Raw genomic sequence first — 18,413 nt, forward strand, 5'->3', positions numbered from 1 at the left:
AGGACAAAAAAAATGGTGCCACATGGGCACCATTTTTCAAACCAGAACTCTTACTTACGGTAAGAGTGAGCCTGGTTGTCCAGACGCTGGTTAGCACGAGCTGCGTCATCTTTAGCAGCCTGAACGTCAGAACGGATTGCGTTCACGTCGTTGCTCAGCTGATCAACTTTAGCGTTCAGAGTCTGAACGTCTGAAGACAGTTGGTCGATTTTAGCGTTGCTTGAGCAACCAGCCAGCATAGTTGAAGCCAGGATTACAGCGCCCAGTACCAGTTTAGTGCGATTCATTCTTTATACCCTCTAGATTGAGTTAATCTCCATGTAGCGTTACAAGTATTACACAAAGCTTTTTGAGTTGAGAATAAATTTTTGATGAGAACATGCTTAAATTTGATCGTTCGCTCAAAGAAACAGCATTTAACAGAAGATGATGAAAATAATTAGCTAAAACAGAGAGATTTAATCGGACTAACCTTAATCATACGAGATTTTGAATAGTTAATTTCGATTGGAAATTTCTGGCTTTTGTATTACCTCTGCAATAAAAAAAGCGCCTTTAAAAGGCGCTTTTAAATAAAAATTCAGTTGCTAATCAGATTACATGTACAGACGCGGTGTTTGTCGTTCCGCTTGGTACTAATGCACCTGAAACCATTACCACCACATCGCCTTTCTGCGCATATCCGCTTTCCAGCGCCATTTCTTTACCAATGCGGTAGAAATCATCAGTTGAGGCAATTTCTCTCACCAGATGAGTTTCGATACCTTTGCTCAGAATCAGCTGACGAGCGGTGGTTTCGTTGGTGGTGAGCGCCAGAATGGTGGCATCCGGGAAATACTTACGGATAGCTTTAGCAGATTTACCACCTTCGGTGGCTACAACAATCAGTGGTGCTTCCAGCTTCTCTGCAGTCTCAACGGCACCGCGGCATACCGCTTCGGTGATGCGCAGCTTGCGTGAGTCCTGCAGCGAGTCAATGCGCGATTTCATCACGCGATCGGTACGCTCACAGATGGTCGCCATGATGGTGACCGACTCCAGTGGATAACGACCTTTAGCACTCTCACCAGACAGCATGACCGCATCGGTACCATCGAGGATGGCGTTCGCCACGTCGCCGGCTTCCGCGCGGGTAGGGCGTGGGTTCTTGATCATGGAATCCAGCATCTGCGTCGCGGTGATGACCACTTTGCGTGCTTTATTACATTTCTTAATCATCATCTTCTGCGCGAAGATCACTTCCTCAACCGGGATCTCAACGCCGAGGTCGCCACGAGCAACCATGATGCCGTCTGAGGCTTCGAGGATCTCGTCGAAGTTGTTCAGGCCTTCCTGGTTCTCGATTTTCGAGATGATCTGAATATGCTCGCCGCCATGCGCTTTCAGGTGCTCACGGATTTCCAGCACGTCAGAACGCTTACGGATAAACGAAGCGGCGACGAAATCAACGTTCTGCTCGCAACCAAAGATCAGGTCGCGCTTATCTTTTTCGGCCAGTGCTGGAAGCTGAATGGAGACACCTGGCAGGTTAACGCCTTTGTTCTCGCCCAGGTCACCATTGTTCAGTACGTTACATACCACGCTGTTTTCGGTGACTTCAGTCACTTGCATACCGATCAAACCATCGTCGACCAGAACGGTATTACCGATTTTCAGGTCTTCAGTGAAACCGGCATAAGTCACAGCAACGCGTTCACTGTTACCAATGACTGACTGATCGGTGGTGAAGGTGAAGGTCTGGCCGGCTTTCAACGACACATCGTTGCCGCCTTCCAGTTTCATGGTACGAATTTCCGGACCTTTGGTGTCCAGCAGAATAGCGGCCTGACGACCGGTTTTTTCCATAACGGCACGCATGTTGGTAATGCGTTGGCCATGTTCAGCGTAATCCCCGTGCGAGAAGTTAAGGCGCATCACGTTCATGCCCGCTTCCAGCAGTTGGGTCAGCATTTCTTCGGATTCGGTTTTTGGACCGATAGTACAAACGATTTTGGTCTTTTTCATGTCAGGTTTTCTATAAGTTGTGATGGATGATAAAGGTCGGGATTCGATGCGCACGGCACCGAAGTGAGAATATTTATGGTGTTGGATCGGATTTCACAGAAATAAGAATAGGAGACGAAAGCAAAGCGTGCAGAGAAGTTATGCAGTACGCGAGGGAACTGAGTGATCAGTGTTGCGCAAATCATTGGAGTTGTTTGCATAGGCACGTTAGCGCTGAAACCTTTCAGGTGGAACAACGCGGCATAGTATAGTCGCTAAGTATGCGAAAACCAATATAAAAGCGGCGCGATATAGACGATGCAGATCAAGAAAAAGGTGTTGCGCAAGGAGACAAAACCAAAGTGGTGCGCTCTAATGGACTCGAACCATCGACCCCCACCATGTCAAGGTGGTGCTCTAACCAACTGAGCTAAGAGCGCATTGAGGAAATTCACAAATTGGTGCGTCCGAGTGGACTCGAACCACCGACCCCCACCATGTCAAGGTGGTGCTCTAACCAACTGAGCTACGGACGCACTTGGTGCGCTCTAATGGACTCGAACCATCGACCCCCACCATGTCAAGGTGGTGCTCTAACCAACTGAGCTAAGAGCGCAACACGCTGTCAGGGCGACAGCGGGGACGAATATTAACGGCAGGCCGTGATGCTGGCAAGGGGAAAAAGTGTTTTTACCCTACGACTGACCAGCAACTGTGCTATGCGTCGTTTTTTTCGCCGTTACCAGCCACTTAGCGCGCGGCGCGCGCCAGGATGACCTGCGCAGGCAGGCGCTGCAAACGACGGATGCGCCAAATCATCATCACCGCTGCGGAGGTCAGGCCGATAATAAAGCCACACCAGAAGCCGGCGGGACCCAACTTCGGCAAGACCCAATCCGTCATCGCCAGTACATAACCCACCGGCAAACCCAGCACCCAGTAGGCGATAAAGGTGATGAAGAAGATCGAGCGCGTGTCTTTATAACCGCGCAAGATACCGCTGCCGATCACCTGAATCGAATCTGAGAACTGATAAATCGCCGCCAGCAACATCAGCTGTGCCGCAAGGGTAATGACTTCTGGATTTGCCGTGTACAGGCCGGCGATATCGTGACGGAAAATCACGGTAAACAGTGCGGTGATGGCCGCCATGCTGATGCCGACGCCTTGCCCGGTCCACGCAGCAACGCGCGCTTGTTCGGCCGAACCTTGTCCCAGCCGATAGCCAACGCGAATGGTAGTGGCGACGCCGAGCGACAGCGGCAACACGAACATCAGCGAGCTGAAGTTGAGTGCAATCTGGTGTCCGGCCACTTTCACGATACCGAGCGGTGATACCAACAGCGCCACCACGGCAAACAGCGTCACCTCAAAGAACAGCGCCAATGCCACCGGCAAACCCAGCGTGAACAGGCGTGACAAAATCGTACGTGACGGTGCAGACCAGCGCGTTTTCATACGGATGTCGCGCATGCTTGCCATTCGTTTCACCCAGAAGCGCATCACCAGGAACATCACCCAATAGACCGATGCCGTCGCCACGCCGCAGCCGACGCCGCCTAAGGCCGGCATACCAAAATGGCCGTAAATGAACACATAGTTGAGCGGAATATTCACCATCAGGCCGAGGAAGCCGAGCAGCATCGCCGGTTTGGTTTTCGACAAACCTTCGCATTGGTTGCGCATCACCTGGAACAGCAGGTAACCCGGTGCGCCCCACAGCAATGCATGCAGGTATCCTTCAGCTTTGGCGGCCAATTCAGGATCGATATCATGCATGGTGTTAATCAGATAACCGGCGTTCCACAGCACCACCATAATCAGGAGTGCAACACCGATTGCCATCCAGTATCCCTGGCGCACTTGTTCCGCGATACGTTCGCGTCGTCCTGAACCGTTGAGTTGCGCAACGGTAGGCGTCAAAGCCAGTAGAAGACCATGACCAAACAGAATGGCGGGAAGCCAGATAGAGGTGCCGACAGCGACGGCGGCCATATCCGTGGCGCTTACCGCACCGGCCATAACAGTATCTACAAATCCCATCGCAGTCTGGGCCACCTGAGCAAGGATGACCGGGATCGCGAGGGCCAGCAATTGACGCGCTTCGGTAAAATACTTCTGCACGTTACACCTGCTTAATTAATGAAGAGAGCGGGGCGAAATCCCCAAAGAATGCGCGCACAGTGTAGCGGCAGCGCTGGCTTCCGCCAAACGTTGATCGCATTTTGTTTAGCAATTTGTGTAAAGTTTGAACTCCGCCAAATTAAGCTGCCGCCGACAAGCTGTGATAAACTGACGCAAACTTTGCAGAGGCTAAGATTATGTTTACTGGAATTGTGCAAGGCACGGCAGAAATTGTCGGCATTGAAGAGAAAGATCTGTTTCGTACCCATATTGTGCGCTTACCGGATGAGCTGTTACCGGGACTGGCGCTAGGCGCATCGGTAGCCCACAACGGCTGCTGCCTGACTGTGACTGAGATTAATGGCGATCGGGTTAGCTTCGATTTGATTAAAGAAACATTGCGCATTACCAACCTGGGTGAATTACAGGTCGGGGATGTGGTGAATATTGAGCGTGCAGCGAAGTTCTGTGATGAAATTGGCGGCCATTTGATGTCTGGCCATATTATGACCACGGCGGAAATCTGCAAAATCATCCAGTCAGAAAACAACCGCGAAATCTGGTTTAAATTACAGGATGCCACGCAGATCAAATATATTCTGCATAAAGGTTTTGTGGGTATCGACGGAATTAGTTTGACCGTTGGCGACGTTACCAAAAGCAAGTTCTGTGTGCATCTGATTCCGGAAACCCTCGAGCGCACCACGTTAGGCGCGAAGAAGTTTGGTCAGAAGGTCAATATTGAGATTGATCCTCATACGCAGGCCATTGTGGAAACCGTTGAACGCGTATTAGCGCAGCGTGAAGCCGCTGCACTGGCGCAGATTGCCAGCGCAGAATAATGGCGCTAAAAAAGGCGCCCTGCGGCGCCTTGATTTATTTCTGCAAGCTCATTAACGCGCTACGCGTAATCCGCCATCCTTGCCACGACTGAATACCACCTGCCACAGCTGAATATCACGGGCGCGAAACGCACCGGCGCAGGCGTTGAGATAATAGTCGAACATTCGTTTAAAACGTTCGCCATATTTCTCAGCCAGCTGCGGCCACGCCGCCTGAAAACGTTCATACCATGCCATTAACGTCGTATCGTAATCTGCGCCAAAGTTGTGCCAATCTTCCATGACGAAATGTGGCTCACTGGCATCAGCGATTTGACGGACCGACGGCAGACAACCGTTCGGGAAGATATATTTATCAATCCACGGATCGACATTCATATCCGTTGTGAGGGCACCAATGGTGTGCAGTAAAAATATGCCGTCTGGTTTGAGATTGCGGTCAGCAACATCAAAATAAGTGGCATAGTTTTTCGGCCCGACATGTTCAAACATTCCGACAGAAACAATGCGATCATATTGATTATTCAGGTCGCGATAGTCCTGCAGTAAAATAGTGACATCCAGTCCTTCACAGCGTTGTTGTGCCAGTTTTTGTTGCTCTGCAGAAATAGTGACGCCATGCACCGTGACGCCATAATGGCGTGCGGCATATTCCGCCAGTCCGCCCCAGCCACAACCGATATCCAACAGCGTCAAGCCCGGTTCAAGTTGTAACTTGCGGCAAATCATATCCAGTTTGGCCTGCTGCGCGCTTTCCAACGTATCAGCATCTTTCCAGTAGCCGCAGGAATATTGCATATAGGGGTCAAGCATCAGTGAGAATAGATCATTACCCAGGTCGTAATGCTCTTTACCCACAATCCAGGCGCGTTTTTTCGATTGCAAATTAGTAAGACGCGCGGCGGCGATTCGCAACGTATCTTTAAAATGCCGCGGTAATTGTTTATCCAGATGGTGTTTTAAAACGCGATGGAAGAACATATCAAGCTGTTCGCACTCCCACCAACCATCCATGTAACTTTCACCTAATCCGAGCGATCCTTCCTCGAGCACGCGTTTAAAAAAATCTGGATGCTTTACCTGAATATCCCAGGGACGAGTGCCATTAACTGCAATATCAGCACGCTCTAGCAGTTCATTGACGATCCGAAACCAGTGGTTTTCTTCAAGGCTCACTTCTTCTATAACAGATGAACTCATAGCTTCTCCATCACCTTCCGATCTGAACCTGAGAAAAAGAATAGCCAATTTCCCAAGACCTGTGAGAGAACTCACGGAAAATCCGTGCGCCAGAAATCCGACGTTTTACAGAGGCATGAATTTGAATAGAAAAGTTGGACGCAACACTGGAGTACCGTGCAGACGCCATCCCGCGACAGAGTCGCTAAAGGTATTACATTTATATTATTGATTTAATACAGAATTACTGACCCACTGAGTATATGCTCACGTGGGTCAATATTCAACGGGTTATCGTTAGTTTGCTAACGAAAAGCGTTGGCTTAGAGATTATCTTCGCAGGGACGGGAAGTGTGGGCAATATCACTTTGTGCGTTTGCCGATCGCTGGCAGACAAAGCCCGCCCACGCCAGTACCACGGTGACCACCATCACTAATGTGGTGTTGAACAGCGCCTGGTCAAGGCCGGCGGAGACCAGCAGGCTGGCGACAAAGCACAATCCTAACTGGAATAAATTCTGTAATCCTGCCGCTTTACCGGTGGCGTGCGGGAAGGGCGCTAATGCGCTGGCCACCACAATCGGATAGATCGCGCCATTGGCCAGCGCCATGCCGCAGAAGGGCATCAGCAGCACAAACAGCGGCGCTGAAGGCATCAGGGCGATGACAAACAGACTTAGGATGCTCAGACTATACAGCACCAGCAACCACGGCAGCAGTTGCGCGCCCTGATAACGATTTAACAGCGCGCGGCAGCCAAAGCCGCCAATCAGAAACGCAATGGTCTGCGGAATATAGCTCAGGCCAATATCGCCCGGCGTCAGGCCAGCTGCGGCGAGAATGAAAGGTGAGCCCGTCAGCCACGCGAAAAAGCTCGCCGAACATGCCGAATAGATTAAGACGTTACCGCTGTAGACGCGGGTGCCTAGCAAAGTCAACCAGCCGGGTTGTTTGCCTGAGGCGACTTTCTCGCGCTTAGGTGAGGTTAACTGCAGCGTACCGATCAGCAACACCACGGCAACCAGCGTCAGCGTGATAAAGATGCTGCGCCAGTGGAAGTGGCCGATCAGCCAGGCGCCGAGCAGCGGTGCCAGCGCCGGAGACAGCGCAACCAGCGGCATAATCGTTGCAAACACTTTATTAGCTTTTGCTTTTGGATAGTGATCCACCACCAGCGCCTGCCAGCTTACGGCAGCCGCACACACGCCAATCGCCTGCACAAAACGCAGCGCCAGCATCAGGCGGACATCGGTCACCCACAGCATTCCCAGACAACCGAGGGCGAAGATGGCCAGGCCCGCCAGCAAAATCGGCTTACGTCCATAACGATCTGATAGCGGTCCCCAAAATACCTGGGCACAGGCAAAACCGCCGAGAAACAGACTCAGGCTGGCGCTGATGGTGCCGGGTGCGCTAGCAAAATCACGCTGCATATCGCCAAAGGCGGGTAAATACATATCCGTGGCAAGAAAGCCGAGCATGCTGAGCACGGCGAGATAAGGCATAAATGCTTTAGACGACAACATGTTGATTCTCTTTTGGGCAGGGTAAACGCCGGGGAGTGTAAAAGGATGCAGCGCGCTTTGTGAAACGCTAATATTTGCATGATGCTGTTAAAATTTTTGAAGGCAAAATTATGTGGTCAGAATATGCGCTTGAAGTGGTGGATGCAGTAGCGCGCACCGGCAGTTTTAGCGCGGCAGCGCAGGAGCTGCATCGCGTGCCCTCTGCCGTCAGTTACACTGTGCGCCAGCTGGAAAACTGGCTGGCGGTGCCGCTGTTTGAGCGCCAGCATCGGGAAGTGGTGATGACAGCGGCGGGCGAGCATTTTGTGCGGGAAGGCCGTTCTGTTATCAAAAAAATGCTGGCAACTCGCCGACAGTGTCAGCAACTGGCAAATGGCTGGCGCGGCGAGTTGAGCATCGCGGTCGACTGCATTGTAAAACCGCAGCGTACGCGACAGTTAGTGAAAGACTTCTACCGCCATTTTCCCGACATGGAGCTGATTATCAGCTACGAAGTGTTCAACGGCGTGTGGGATGCGTTGGCTGATGGTCGGGTGGATGTGGCGATTGGCGCAACTCAGGCCATCCCGGTGGGCGGACGTTTTGCCTTTCAGGATATGGGCGCGCTGAACTGGCGTTGTGTGGTGAGTCCCGATCATCCGCTGGTTAACAGCAAGGAGCTGGATGATGAAACCTTGCGGGCGTGGCCATCGCTGGTGCTGGAAGATACCTCGCGTGCGTTGCCGCGCCGTATGACATGGACGCTGGATAATCAGCGGCGGTTGGTGGTGCCAGAGTGGGAAACCGGGATGGATTGTTTGCTGGCAGGATTATGCGTCGGCATGGTGCCTGGCCATTTGGCGCGTCCACTGCTGGACAGCCAAAAACTGGTCGAGCTGGCGCTACCGCAGGCGTTTCCGGACAGTCCGTGCTGCGTCAGCTGGTCAGAACAGCGCGCGTCACCGGCGCTGGCGTGGTTACTGGCTTATCTCGGGGATGCGGAAACGCTGAACCACGAATGGCTCAGCGAAGTGTCGGCTTAGCGGCGGTAGTCGCGGAACGGACCGTACGCCACCGAACGGCGTTCAATCAGCGTTGGCTGGACTTCGATAGTTTGCGGATCTTCGCGCTTGCTGGTGATGCGATCCAGCAGCATTTCCAGCGCTTTTTCACCCAGTTCAGCTTTCGGCTGGTGCACGGTGGTGAGCGCTGGTGTGAAATAGCGCGCGTTGCGCACGTTATCGTAGCCAATCACCGAGATATCCTGCGGTACGCGCAAACCCATCTCATCAGCAGCGCAAATCGCGCCCATCGCCATGATATCGCCACCGCAGAACACCGCGGTTGGACGCTGTTTCTGATTTAAGATCTGTTGCATCGCCTGATAGCCCGATTCAGGCTCAAAGTCGCCCTGAACCACCCACTCCGGACGCACTGTAATGCCCGCTTCGTTCATTGCCTGCAGGAAGCCAGCATGACGTCCACCGCCGGTGTTGCGCTCCATTTGGCCAGGAATGGCACCGATATCGCGATGGCCACGTTCAATCAGATAACGCCCGGCGAGATAGCCGCCCTGAAATGCATTGTCCTGCACGGTATCGGTGAAATCACCGCGTGACGCGCCCCAATCCATCACCACCATGGGGATATTGCGGTTCTCTTCCAGCATCTGCAGCAAATCGTCTGGATATTCCGAACACATCACCAGCAGACCATCGACGCGCTTTTGCGCCATCATTGACAGGTAAGCGCGCTGCTTTTGCAGATCGTTGTGCGCATTGCCGAGAATCAGCGTATAGCCGCGTTCGAAGCAGCGGTTCTCCACCGCTTCGATAATTTCAGCGAAGTAGGGCGCTTCGCTGGAGGTCGCCAGCAGACCCAAGGTTTTGGTGTGATTAACTTTAAGACTACGCGCCACGGCACTTGGCGAGTAGTGTAATTCTTTGATCGCTTCCCATACGGCGTTACGCGTCTCTTCCGCAACGAAACGCGTTTTGTTGATGACATGCGAAACCGTGGTGGTTGAGACCCCCGCGCGTTTTGCGACATCTTTAATTGTTGCCATGAAAATGGTGCTCCTGGGCTTATCGCAACTTACTGATAAGTATATTGTTAAACGTTTGCGTCTGCTAATGCTTTTACAGCCCAAAAAAGCGGGCAAAACGGCATGTTCAAGCAGGCAAAATCACTTCATCACGCTGTAAATACAGCCTGCGCAAAATCTGTTGCGCAACGAAAGGCGGCGATTCTAGCAAGCTGGCGCGGATAACACGAGATTTTTGCCTATTGCTATGCGAAAATCGTCTTAACCCTAATAATTGTGTGACTAAGGAGTTGTGATGAATACCGACCTGAAGCTGGCGCTAATGACCACTGTTGGCGCACTGTTGATGATTATCGCCTTCAGCTTTACCGCGATCATGCATTAACAAAAAAGCCGGAGCTGAGAACAGCATCCGGCTTTTTCATGTCTGTTGCGCAACAACTAGCGAATGGTTTTTGGCGTCATCATACGACGCGCGCCCACATAGTGTTTCTGCCAGTAATCCTCACCCAATGCGCTAATCTGAATATCTTTGCCGGTACGCGGCGACTGAATGAATTTGCCATTGCCAAGATAAACGCCCACATGGTCGGCGGTACCGCGATTGTTGATGCGGAAGAACACCAGATCGCCTTTCTCCAGCATTTCACGCTTAATCGGTGCCGCATCACGCAGGTGATACATCTCATTGGCGGTGCGTGGCAGTTTGAATTTCACCAGATCTTTATAGGCGTACCACACCAGGCCGCTGCAATCGAAACCGGTGTGTGGCGAAGCGCCGCCCCACTGATAAGGTTTGCCGAGTTGACCCATTAATTTGGTCATCGCCGTTTCACGCGCTTTTTGATAACGCTGACGGTGCGCTTTACTCATTTTGATGCCGGTCAGCGCTAACGCTTCATCATCGACGGCGATCTCGGGCGTTTTCTTCGCTAAACGTTGATGACCGTATTTCTTAGCAGAGAGTTTCAGTGGGGATTTTTTGCTGGTGGTTTTGTGCAGCGCGATGTCTGTTTTGCTCTGTTTTTTGAGTTTGAATTTTTGAACAGCGGTCAGACGCGATTTTTTGGTGGTGGTGGTTTTTACCGGACGTCGTTTGCGGCGCTCGTCTTCACGTGCGCTCTTTTTCTCTGCTTTAAGCGAACTGGCGTTAACGGGCGCATGCGGAGATGCAGCGGCCACATTAAAGAACAGTTGGGCAAAAGCCAGTATGAAAAGCGTAATTAGTAGACGCATAATCCGGTTACAGGTTAAGCAGGCTGAATCAAAGCAGACTGCGTAAAAGTGAGAGAAATCTGATCAAGTGACCAGCGCCGAGGCAATTCTAATCCACTTTTTTTACAAAAGGTAAGGCCTTTTTCTATTAATATGTTACCAGATTGATTCTGTAGCAAAAATGAGCGATTTCAGCTGGTTAACACAGCGAAATTATTGCTAATTATTAATTTATTAATGCCAATTAATGATATGAAAATGTTATTTGTCATGCGTTAACTTAACAAACATGGCGATTAGCCAGTGCAAAGGCAAAATCCCGTTTTCAGTCCGGGAGCGAAATCGCTACAATAAACAAACACGAAGTAGAAGATTAAGGAAGGCAATAATGAGTACTGTTGAAAAAATTCAGCGTCAGATCGCAGAAAACCCGATTCTGCTGTACATGAAAGGTTCGCCGAAGCTGCCAAGCTGCGGTTTCTCGGCGCAAGCCGTGCAGGCGCTTTCTGCGTGTGGCGAGCGTTTCGCTTACGTGGACATTCTGCAGAACCCGGATATTCGCGCTGAAATGCCAAAATACGCTAACTGGCCAACCTTCCCGCAGCTGTGGGTCGACGGTGAACTGGTCGGCGGCTGCGACATCATCGTTGAGATGTTCCAGCGCGGTGAACTTCAGCCACTGCTGAAAGAGACCGCTGAGAAGTATAAAGAAGCGGAATAATGCAGAAGGCCGACACATGTCGGCCTTTTCTTTAGTTACCCGGCAGACGCCTCGTCTGCGGATTTTTCACTGAAAGCCAGCGGCCAGCCGCCCAGGCGTTTCCAGCGGTTCACCAACTCACAGAACAGCGTCGCGGTTTGCTCGGTGTCATACAGTGCCGAATGCGCCTGCGTGCTATCAAACTCCATTCCCGCCGCTTTACAGGCTTTCGCCAACACGGTTTGCCCCAGCACTAAACCGCTCAGTGCCGCGGTATCAAAAGTGGCAAACGGGTGAAACGGATTGCGCTTCAGGCTGGTGCGCTCGGCGGCCGCCATCACGAAGTTGAGATCGAAAGTGGCATTGTGCGCCACGATAATGGCACGATTGCAGCCGCTATCTTTGGTGCCTTTGCGCACCATTTTAAAAATCGCATGCAGGGCTTCATATTCGCTTACCGCACCGCGCAGCGGATTGGTGGGATCGATGCCGGTAAACGCCAGCGCCGCAGGATTCAGAATGGCGCCTTCAAACGGTTCCACATGGAAGTGCAGCGTTTCATCACGGTGCAACCAGCCGTCTTCATCCATTTTCAGCGTGGTGGCTGCAATTTCCAGCAGTGCATCGGTTTGTGCATTGAAACCCGCGGTTTCAACGTCGATCACAACAGGATAAAAACCGCGGAAGCGTTGGTGGAGAGCGTTTAAAGCGTTCGATTCAGACATCAGGATCTCATGGCAATAAATAGGGCAGCGCGCATTATGGCAAAAATCGCAGGAGGGTGCAGCAGGAGAGGGAAGTCAGCCTGCAAATAGCAGGCTGACGGGCAACCTTAGTTGCCTAAGCCGTGACCGGCATGTTTGTTTTCAATCAGCTCGATTTTGTAACCGTCTGGATCTTCAACAAACGCAATAATAGTCGAACCGCCTTTTACCGGGCCCGCTTCACGCGTTACGTTGCCGCCCGCGCTGCGAATGCGTTCGCAGGTGTCAGCGACATTGTCCACGCCCAGCGCGATATGGCCGTAAGCGTTGCCGAGATCGTATTTATCCACGCCCCAGTTGTAAGTCAGCTCAATCACCGCGCCCTCGCTCTCTTCGGTGTAGCCAACGAATGCCAGGGTGTACTTATACTCGGTGTTTTCGCTTTGACGCAGTACGCGCATGCCGAGCACGCGGGTGTAGAAATCGATTGAACGTTGTAAATCGCCAACGCGTAACATGGTGTGAAGTAAACGCATAACATCCTCTTTTTTTAAAACGTCATCAGTGCATGACAAGCAACTTAGTATACACACTGATGAAATAACGCTGCCGCCTATCCGCCGCGGCAGCCATTTTCTTACAGGGTTGGATAATCGGTATAACCTTCCGCGCCGCCACCGTAAAAACTCTCAGGACGCTGCGGATTGAGTGGCGCATCCTGCTGCAGACGGGCAACCAGATCCGGGTTGGCGATAAAGTCGCGACCAAAGGCTACGGCGTCAATCAGGCCACGCGCAATCAGATCGTCGGCTTTCTCAACGGTGTAAGCACCGGCACCGATGATCACGCCTGGGAACAGGGCACGCACTTTTTCACGGAATGCATCGCTGTAAGGCTGTCCGCCCGCCCAGTCTGGCTCAGAAAGGTGCAGATAGGCGATGCTGCGTTTGCCCAGCTCGGCGATATACCACAGCGCCGCTTTTTCTTCTTCCGGGCCATTGTCCAGATTCTGGAAAGCACCGATTGGCGAAACGCGGATACCAATACGATCGGCAGACCAGTTGGCAATCGCCGCATCCACCACTTCCAGCGCGAAACGGCCACGCTTTTCAATCGAACCGCCGTACTCATCGGTACGCTGGTTTGAACCTGGTGCGAGGAACTGGTGCATCAGATAGCCGTGCGCGGAGTGCAGCTCCAGCAGGTCGAAATCGGCTTCGCGCGCATTGGCGGCGGCCTGACCAAAATCTTTTACGATTTGCTGAATTTCAGCCACTGACAACTCGCGTGGCACGGAGGTGTCTTCACGATAAACAGAACCATCCGCGGCGCGCAGGGACGTGCGCGTACCTGCCGCCAGTGGGGATGGGGCGACCGGCGCTTTGCCTTCGGGCTGCACGCTGTTATGAGATATGCGGCCGGTGTGCCACAGTTGTACAGCGCTGTGACCGTTGGCGGCATGAATGCCTTCGTTAATCACTTTCCACGCGGCAATTTGCTGCTGTGTGTGCAGACCCGGCGCACCGGCATAGCCTTTCGCCTGGAAAGAGATCTGGGTGGCTTCGGTGATGATCAAACCGGCACTGGCGCGCTGTTGATAATATTCTGCCATCAGCGGCGTAGGGATATCGCCCGGCTCAATGCTGCGCAGACGCGTCAACGGGGCCATGAAAATGCGGTTCGGTACGGTAATCGCGCCCACTTTAAGTGGGGAGAACAGCTGCTTACTCGCCATATTGATTGCTCCAGGAAGACCGGTCGTCTAGTCAATGGGGTTTTAAAAATCAGTGACTTATCAGCCACTGTTCGATGGTGTCGAGTGCCAGGCTAATCGGGCCCGGCTCTCGGGAAATTTTGCTCTGCAAACTGGCTCCGAGCCACAGCAAGTAGCAGCGCTGCGCCAGCTGCTGCGGCGTTTGCCCAAACGGCAGCGGCTGCTCAGCCGCCACCTCATTCAAACAGCGCGTGTAGGCAGCGATAATGGCGTTGGCACCCTGTTGCAGTGCATCGCGCATCGGCTCAGAGAGATCGCACACTTCGGCTGACAACTTTACGCCAAGACAGCCAACAATATGACCTTGCTCGATAAACAGCCGTTCGCCATAGCGGAAATGCGCTAACAGGCGCTCGGTCGGCGTTAAATCGGGCAGACTCAACTGCTGATCAATCTGCTGCTGGAAATGGCTGAAGTAGCGCTCAATCAGCGCCACACCAAAGGCCTCTTTTGAACCAAAATAGTGGTAGAACGAGCCTTTAGTGACTTCCGCCAGCGCCAGCATCTCGATCAAACCCATGCCGGTAAAGCCGCGCTGTAAACAAACCTGCTCGCCAATAGCGAGCAGGTGTTCACGGGTATCGTTGCGTTGCAGAGTCTTATTCATGGGGGGCAGGTTATTAGACCAGTCAGTCTAACGCAACCCTCAGGCGGCAGTTTGGCACGATCTGATCATGTCTAGCTGCGGCTGATACTGCTGCGTCTGGATATTGAACATGCCTAAAACCGTATGGAAAAGATTATCTTGCGAAACCTTGGCGTCAGCCGCTTGCTGGCGTAAACAGGTATCATTGATGTGGTACGCCGCCGCGTATCCAGGTGACATCCACATCAGCAGAGGAATGTGTGTTTGCTGCGCAGGCGCAAACAGGTAAGGCGCGCCGTGCAGATACATCCCGCGCTCGCCAAGCGATTCGCCGTGATCGGAGAGATAAACCAGCGCCACATTGAAGCGATCGCTTAGGCCTTTAAGCTTATCGATGGTGCGGCTCAGCATGTCGTCGCTATACAGCAGCGAGTTATCGTAAGTATTCACCAGCGCCTGATGATCGCAATCCTGAATCTGCTTGCTGTCGCAGGTGGGCGTGAAACGGCGGAACTCAGCCGGATAACGCTGATAATAGGCTGGGCCGTGGCTGCCCATCTGATGCAGCACGATAATGCCGTCGTTGTGCAGGCTGGCAACATAGTTATCAAGACGATGCAGCAACACCTCATCCTGGCAAAAACCATCGTGACAATATTGCGGCAGTTTCCACTGCGTCATATCGGTGTGCGGCACGCGGTCACAGGCGCCTTTACAGCCACCATCATTTTCGCGCCACAGTACGCTTACGCCCGCATGGGCGAGGATGTCGAGTACGCCTTCCTGGTGGTGCGCCAGATTGGCGTCGTAATGCATGCGAGGCATATTCGAGAACATACAGGGCACCGAGATGGCGGTTTCTGTGCCACAGGAACTGGCGTTGGGATAGTAAATCACCTGCTGTTTTTTTAGTTCTGGATTGGTATCTCGCGCGTAACCACCCAACGAGAAGTTCTCGGCGCGCGCCGTTTCGCCTACCACTAACACCACCAGCGTTTTACGGGTTGCGGCGGAGATTAACGCACCTTTATGAGCATCTTCACCGATTTTCACCAGCGCCTGGCTACCTTGCAGATAGCGTTGATCGACATAGTGGCCGGTGCCGCTGACGATATTGGCCGGAGTAATCATCTTGATCAGGTTTTTATTATTGCGAATCAGCGAGGCGTAATCTTTGTAAAACAGCGCCGCCATCAGCAGTATCACCAATATTGCGCCCAGTGCGCCCGTCAGGCGTTGCAGCAGATTCCACCACCAGCGCGGTCCACGACGAATACGCACGCCGCAAATCAACGCCACCGGCACCATTCCCATCAATAGCATCCAGAGTAGATAGCGGCTGCTAAACAACGCTGAGGCTTCCTGCGGGTCGGATTCGAAGACGTTTTGCATCATATTGGTGTCGATCACCGTGCCAAAACTGTGCATGAAGTAATTGGCGGCGGCGCTGACGAACACCAGCACAATCAGCAACGGCTTGCGCAGATAAGGCCAGGCAGCAAGTGAGAAAATAAAATAGAAAGCCGAGGCCAGCACCAGCGGAATACTGGCGGCGAACAGATAATCGTGGGGATGATCGTAAGGAATCATTTCCCAGGCACGCAGCAAGAACAGGGCATTCAAAACTAATGTGAAGAACAGCGCTGCGATAAGGTTAAATCCGCTGGTGCCGCACTGCAGGGTGGTCGGGAATCTCATGAAAACTCAACGGTAAGAAGTCGTGTGACAATCGTATGAAGACAAGCTGAGGAAAACCTTAACCAAGAGTAAACATAAACCATCCAAATCCGATAAATGCTGGCTATTTGGTAAACAGGCGTAACCAGACAGCGTAATGGCTTGATTATGCACAATGGGCGTCTACGCTTTGCACAATGTCATTAAGCTGTTATCAATATGATATGAGATGTTAATTGCGGAGTGGATGTGGCCGAGCAACTTGAGTTCTTCCCCGTTCCCAGCCCGTGTCGTGGTATTTGCCAGAGTGACGCGCGTGGCTATTGTCGTGGCTGTTTACGTAGCCGGGAAGAGCGCTTTAACTGGATGAAATTCAGCGATGCGCAAAAGCGCGATGTGCTGCGCTTGTGCCGGCAACGCTTTTTGCGCCTGCAGCGGCAGCAAAAAGTGGATGAAGATCATGATCCACAACAACCGGAACTGTTTTAAGAAAACGATGATTTGCCTTTCCGTTATACTCCCGCTTTCGTCATCTGGAACCGTGTTTTGGGAGTTTAACCATGTTACAAGCGCAGGCTATTGCACCGCAGGGACCCTCATTTTCACCGCTGATCGCCGGTTACTGGCGTTTAATGGAGTGGGGCATGACGCCGCAGCAAGTGGTGCAATTTATTGAGCACCATTTAGCGCTGGGCATCACCACCGTCGATCACGCCGACATCTACGGCGATTACCAATGTGAAGCCGCCTTTGGTGCCGCGCTGCGCCTCGCGCCAGGGTTGCGTGAGAAGCTGCAAATCGTCACCAAATGCGGCATTGCGACGCGCGCAAAGCCTGAACACCGCATTGGTCACTACATCACCGAAGCCAGCCATATTCTGCACAGCGCCGAAAATTCGCTGCGCCATTTCCATACCGATTACCTCGATTTGCTATTGATTCATCGCCCGGATCCGTTGATGGACGCGGATGAGATTGCCGAAGCCTTTACGGCGCTGCATCAGAGCGGCAAAGTACGCCATTTTGGCGTCTCCAACTTCACCGCCTCGCAGTTCACGCTGCTGCAATCGCGTTTGCCGTTCAGTCTGGTCACCAATCAACTGGAGATCTCTCCGCTGGAGCAAACGTCGCTGCTGGATGGCTCACTCGATCAGTGCCAGCAAAATCGCATTCGCCCAATGGCGTGGTCATGCCTCGGCGGCGGTCGCCTGTTTAACGATCCGCATTATCAGCCGCTGCGCGATGAGCTGGAGCAGGTTAAGCAGGAGATCGGCGCCAGCAATATCGAGCAGGTGGTGTATGCATGGGTGATGAAACTGCCAAGCCGTCCGCTGCCGATTATTGGATCAGGTAAAATCGAACGTGTTAAAGAGGCGGTTGGCGCGTGCCAATTGACGCTGGATCGCCAGCAATGGTTCCGCATCCGTAAAGCCGCCATCGGCTACGATGTGCCCTAAAGCGTAAAGCTGCGTCAAATTACGGCAGCCTGGATGAAAGCAGTCCAGGCTTAGAGGGAATCTAACCGTAAGGAGACGTTATGAAGAAAACCCTCATTGTTATGCTGGCTCTGGCCTGCGCGGCGGGTGCGCAGGCGGCGTCAGAAGAAGTCACGTTGCATGAAACCACGGCGCAAGGCATCGGGGCAGCGATTGGCACCGTCACGCTTAGCGAAACGCCATACGGTGTGCAATTTACCCCAGCGTTAAGCGGCCTGAAACCCGGCATTCATGGTTTCCACGTCCATGCTAAAGGCAGCTGTGAACCGGGCGAGTCGGACGGTAAAACGGTGGCGGCCGGTGCGGCGGGCGGACATCTCGATCCGCAAAAAACCGGCAAGCATCTTGGCCCGTATGCCGATGGTCACCTTGGCGACTTACCCGCGCTGTTTGTCACAGAAGATGGCAAGGCGACGTATCCGGTCGTTGCGCCACGCATCAAATCCCTGAGTGAAATCAAAGGTAAAGCCTTGATGGTGCATGTGGGCGGCGATAATCATGCCGACCATCCGCAACCGCTTGGCGGCGGCGGGGCGCGTTTTGCCTGCGGCGTAATTTAATGCTTTGGGCGGCAGCAGCTTGTC

The 18,413-nt window shown here is 52.7% G+C and carries 19 protein-coding genes and 3 tRNA genes; 7 read left to right on the plus strand and 15 right to left on the minus strand.

All coding sequences use genetic code 11. The features are described from left to right. Positions 1 to 50 precede the first annotated feature (50 nt). From FCN45_RS08700 to FCN45_RS08725, 6 genes are all read right to left on the minus strand, one after another. Entirely contained in the window at positions 51 to 287 is a 237-nt protein-coding gene (locus FCN45_RS08700; RefSeq protein WP_007892735.1) for a major outer membrane lipoprotein, read from the minus strand. A 304-nt stretch (positions 288 to 591) separates the two neighbouring features. Beyond that, positions 592 to 2,004, minus strand: a complete 1,413-nt coding sequence (gene pykF, locus FCN45_RS08705; protein ID WP_137385674.1) for a pyruvate kinase PykF — start codon at positions 2,002 to 2,004, stop codon at positions 592 to 594. A 342-nt stretch (positions 2,005 to 2,346) separates the two neighbouring features. Then, positions 2,347 to 2,423, minus strand: a tRNA-Val gene (locus FCN45_RS08710). A 19-nt stretch (positions 2,424 to 2,442) separates the two neighbouring features. After that, positions 2,443 to 2,519 (minus strand) — tRNA-Val (locus FCN45_RS08715). 3 nt (positions 2,520 to 2,522) lie between these two features. Further along, positions 2,523 to 2,599: transfer RNA gene (locus FCN45_RS08720), tRNA-Val, on the minus strand. A 134-nt stretch (positions 2,600 to 2,733) separates the two neighbouring features. Continuing rightward, on the minus strand, positions 2,734 to 4,107 hold the full coding sequence (locus FCN45_RS08725) for an MATE family efflux transporter (protein ID WP_137385675.1): 1,374 nt from the start codon (positions 4,105 to 4,107) through the stop codon (positions 2,734 to 2,736). A 197-nt stretch (positions 4,108 to 4,304) separates the two neighbouring features. Here FCN45_RS08725 and FCN45_RS08730 point away from each other — a divergent pair, with 197 nt between their 5' ends. Further along, positions 4,305 to 4,949, plus strand: a complete 645-nt coding sequence (locus tag FCN45_RS08730; protein WP_137385676.1) for a riboflavin synthase subunit alpha — start codon at positions 4,305 to 4,307, stop codon at positions 4,947 to 4,949. A gap of 51 nt (positions 4,950 to 5,000) precedes the next feature. On the opposite strand, the gene cfa is transcribed toward FCN45_RS08730, so the two are convergent. Continuing rightward, a complete protein-coding gene (cfa, locus tag FCN45_RS08735; RefSeq protein WP_137385677.1) occupies positions 5,001 to 6,149 on the minus strand; it encodes a cyclopropane fatty acyl phospholipid synthase in 1,149 nt (382 codons plus the stop codon). A 302-nt stretch (positions 6,150 to 6,451) separates the two neighbouring features. Next, a complete protein-coding gene (punC, locus tag FCN45_RS08740) occupies positions 6,452 to 7,654 on the minus strand; it encodes a purine nucleoside transporter PunC (protein WP_137385678.1) in 1,203 nt (400 codons plus the stop codon). Positions 7,655 to 7,764: 110 nt separating this feature from the next. On the opposite strand from punC, the gene punR reads away from it, so the two are divergent. Further along, positions 7,765 to 8,676 carry a DNA-binding transcriptional activator PunR gene (gene punR, locus FCN45_RS08745; protein ID WP_137385679.1) on the plus strand — a complete coding sequence of 304 codons (912 nt, stop codon included), beginning with the start codon at positions 7,765 to 7,767 and terminating at the stop codon, positions 8,674 to 8,676. Here the strand turns inward: punR and purR are convergent. Continuing rightward, positions 8,673 to 9,698, minus strand: a complete 1,026-nt coding sequence (gene purR, locus FCN45_RS08750; RefSeq protein ID WP_008110309.1) for an HTH-type transcriptional repressor PurR — start codon at positions 9,696 to 9,698, stop codon at positions 8,673 to 8,675. The genes punR and purR overlap by 4 nt on opposite strands. Before the next feature lie 274 nt (positions 9,699 to 9,972). Between purR and FCN45_RS08755 the strand changes: the two genes are divergently transcribed. Continuing rightward, positions 9,973 to 10,062: a YnhF family membrane protein gene (locus FCN45_RS08755; protein ID WP_007892756.1), complete on the plus strand. Its 90-nt coding sequence runs from the start codon at positions 9,973 to 9,975 to the stop codon at positions 10,060 to 10,062. Positions 10,063 to 10,118: 56 nt separating this feature from the next. Here FCN45_RS08755 and FCN45_RS08760 read toward each other — a convergent pair whose 3' ends face one another. After that, entirely contained in the window at positions 10,119 to 10,913 is a 795-nt protein-coding gene (locus tag FCN45_RS08760; protein ID WP_137385680.1) for a C40 family peptidase, read from the minus strand. Positions 10,914 to 11,277: 364 nt separating this feature from the next. Here FCN45_RS08760 and FCN45_RS08765 point away from each other — a divergent pair, with 364 nt between their 5' ends. Continuing rightward, positions 11,278 to 11,613 carry a Grx4 family monothiol glutaredoxin gene (locus FCN45_RS08765; RefSeq protein WP_175501675.1) on the plus strand — a complete coding sequence of 112 codons (336 nt, stop codon included), beginning with the start codon at positions 11,278 to 11,280 and terminating at the stop codon, positions 11,611 to 11,613. A gap of 35 nt (positions 11,614 to 11,648) precedes the next feature. On the opposite strand, the gene rnt is transcribed toward FCN45_RS08765, so the two are convergent. From rnt to eptA, 5 genes are all read right to left on the minus strand, one after another. Then, entirely contained in the window at positions 11,649 to 12,317 is a 669-nt protein-coding gene (rnt, locus tag FCN45_RS08770) for a ribonuclease T (protein ID WP_137385681.1), read from the minus strand. 107 nt (positions 12,318 to 12,424) lie between these two features. Further along, the gene (gene gloA, locus FCN45_RS08775) at positions 12,425 to 12,832 is read right to left on the minus strand and encodes a lactoylglutathione lyase (RefSeq protein WP_007892766.1); all 408 of its coding nucleotides are present in this window, start codon (positions 12,830 to 12,832) and stop codon (positions 12,425 to 12,427) included. Between the two features lie 101 nt (positions 12,833 to 12,933). Continuing rightward, complete coding sequence (locus FCN45_RS08780; RefSeq protein ID WP_137385682.1) at positions 12,934 to 14,031, minus strand: alkene reductase; 1,098 nt, start codon at positions 14,029 to 14,031, stop codon at positions 12,934 to 12,936. Between the two features lie 49 nt (positions 14,032 to 14,080). Further along, on the minus strand, positions 14,081 to 14,677 hold the full coding sequence (locus tag FCN45_RS08785; RefSeq protein ID WP_137385683.1) for a TetR/AcrR family transcriptional regulator: 597 nt from the start codon (positions 14,675 to 14,677) through the stop codon (positions 14,081 to 14,083). Positions 14,678 to 14,716: 39 nt separating this feature from the next. Continuing rightward, positions 14,717 to 16,354: a phosphoethanolamine transferase EptA gene (gene eptA / locus FCN45_RS08790; protein WP_137385684.1), complete on the minus strand. Its 1,638-nt coding sequence runs from the start codon at positions 16,352 to 16,354 to the stop codon at positions 14,717 to 14,719. Positions 16,355 to 16,582: 228 nt separating this feature from the next. Here eptA and FCN45_RS08795 point away from each other — a divergent pair, with 228 nt between their 5' ends. The 3 genes from FCN45_RS08795 (at position 16,583) to sodC (ending at position 18,389) form a co-directional block, all read left to right on the plus strand. After that, a complete protein-coding gene (locus tag FCN45_RS08795; RefSeq protein ID WP_008110296.1) occupies positions 16,583 to 16,822 on the plus strand; it encodes a DUF1289 domain-containing protein in 240 nt (79 codons plus the stop codon). Between the two features lie 71 nt (positions 16,823 to 16,893). Then, positions 16,894 to 17,790 (plus strand): aldo/keto reductase family oxidoreductase, encoded by an 897-nt coding sequence (locus tag FCN45_RS08800; RefSeq protein ID WP_137385685.1) that lies wholly within the window; start codon positions 16,894 to 16,896, stop codon positions 17,788 to 17,790. A gap of 80 nt (positions 17,791 to 17,870) precedes the next feature. Then, positions 17,871 to 18,389: a superoxide dismutase family protein gene (sodC, locus tag FCN45_RS08805; RefSeq protein ID WP_101764542.1), complete on the plus strand. Its 519-nt coding sequence runs from the start codon at positions 17,871 to 17,873 to the stop codon at positions 18,387 to 18,389. Positions 18,390 to 18,413: the final 24 nt, after the last annotated feature.

Source organism: Pantoea sp. SO10 (assembly GCF_005281435.1).
GTDB lineage: Bacteria > Pseudomonadota > Gammaproteobacteria > Enterobacterales > Enterobacteriaceae > Pantoea > Pantoea leporis.

What these genes read in the sequence shown, in the direction of transcription:
- FCN45_RS08760 (WP_137385680.1), bottom strand. Translation starts at nt 10,913, where the DNA reads ATGCGTCTACTAATTACGCTTTTCATACTGGCTTTTGCCCAACTGTTC.
- punR (WP_137385679.1), top strand. Translation starts at nt 7,765, where the DNA reads ATGTGGTCAGAATATGCGCTTGAAGTGGTGGATGCAGTAGCGCGCACC.
- gloA (WP_007892766.1), bottom strand. Translation starts at nt 12,832, where the DNA reads ATGCGTTTACTTCACACCATGTTACGCGTTGGCGATTTACAACGTTCA.
- FCN45_RS08730 (WP_137385676.1), top strand. Translation starts at nt 4,305, where the DNA reads ATGTTTACTGGAATTGTGCAAGGCACGGCAGAAATTGTCGGCATTGAA.
- rnt (WP_137385681.1), bottom strand. Translation starts at nt 12,317, where the DNA reads ATGTCTGAATCGAACGCTTTAAACGCTCTCCACCAACGCTTCCGCGGT.
- FCN45_RS08755 (WP_007892756.1), top strand. Translation starts at nt 9,973, where the DNA reads ATGAATACCGACCTGAAGCTGGCGCTAATGACCACTGTTGGCGCACTG.
- cfa (WP_137385677.1), bottom strand. Translation starts at nt 6,149, where the DNA reads ATGAGTTCATCTGTTATAGAAGAAGTGAGCCTTGAAGAAAACCACTGG.
- pykF (WP_137385674.1), bottom strand. Translation starts at nt 2,004, where the DNA reads ATGAAAAAGACCAAAATCGTTTGTACTATCGGTCCAAAAACCGAATCC.
- eptA (WP_137385684.1), bottom strand. Translation starts at nt 16,354, where the DNA reads ATGAGATTCCCGACCACCCTGCAGTGCGGCACCAGCGGATTTAACCTT.
- FCN45_RS08700 (WP_007892735.1), bottom strand. Translation starts at nt 287, where the DNA reads ATGAATCGCACTAAACTGGTACTGGGCGCTGTAATCCTGGCTTCAACT.
- sodC (WP_101764542.1), top strand. Translation starts at nt 17,871, where the DNA reads ATGAAGAAAACCCTCATTGTTATGCTGGCTCTGGCCTGCGCGGCGGGT.
- FCN45_RS08800 (WP_137385685.1), top strand. Translation starts at nt 16,894, where the DNA reads ATGTTACAAGCGCAGGCTATTGCACCGCAGGGACCCTCATTTTCACCG.
- punC (WP_137385678.1), bottom strand. Translation starts at nt 7,654, where the DNA reads ATGTTGTCGTCTAAAGCATTTATGCCTTATCTCGCCGTGCTCAGCATG.
- purR (WP_008110309.1), bottom strand. Translation starts at nt 9,698, where the DNA reads ATGGCAACAATTAAAGATGTCGCAAAACGCGCGGGGGTCTCAACCACC.
- FCN45_RS08780 (WP_137385682.1), bottom strand. Translation starts at nt 14,031, where the DNA reads ATGGCGAGTAAGCAGCTGTTCTCCCCACTTAAAGTGGGCGCGATTACC.
- FCN45_RS08785 (WP_137385683.1), bottom strand. Translation starts at nt 14,677, where the DNA reads ATGAATAAGACTCTGCAACGCAACGATACCCGTGAACACCTGCTCGCT.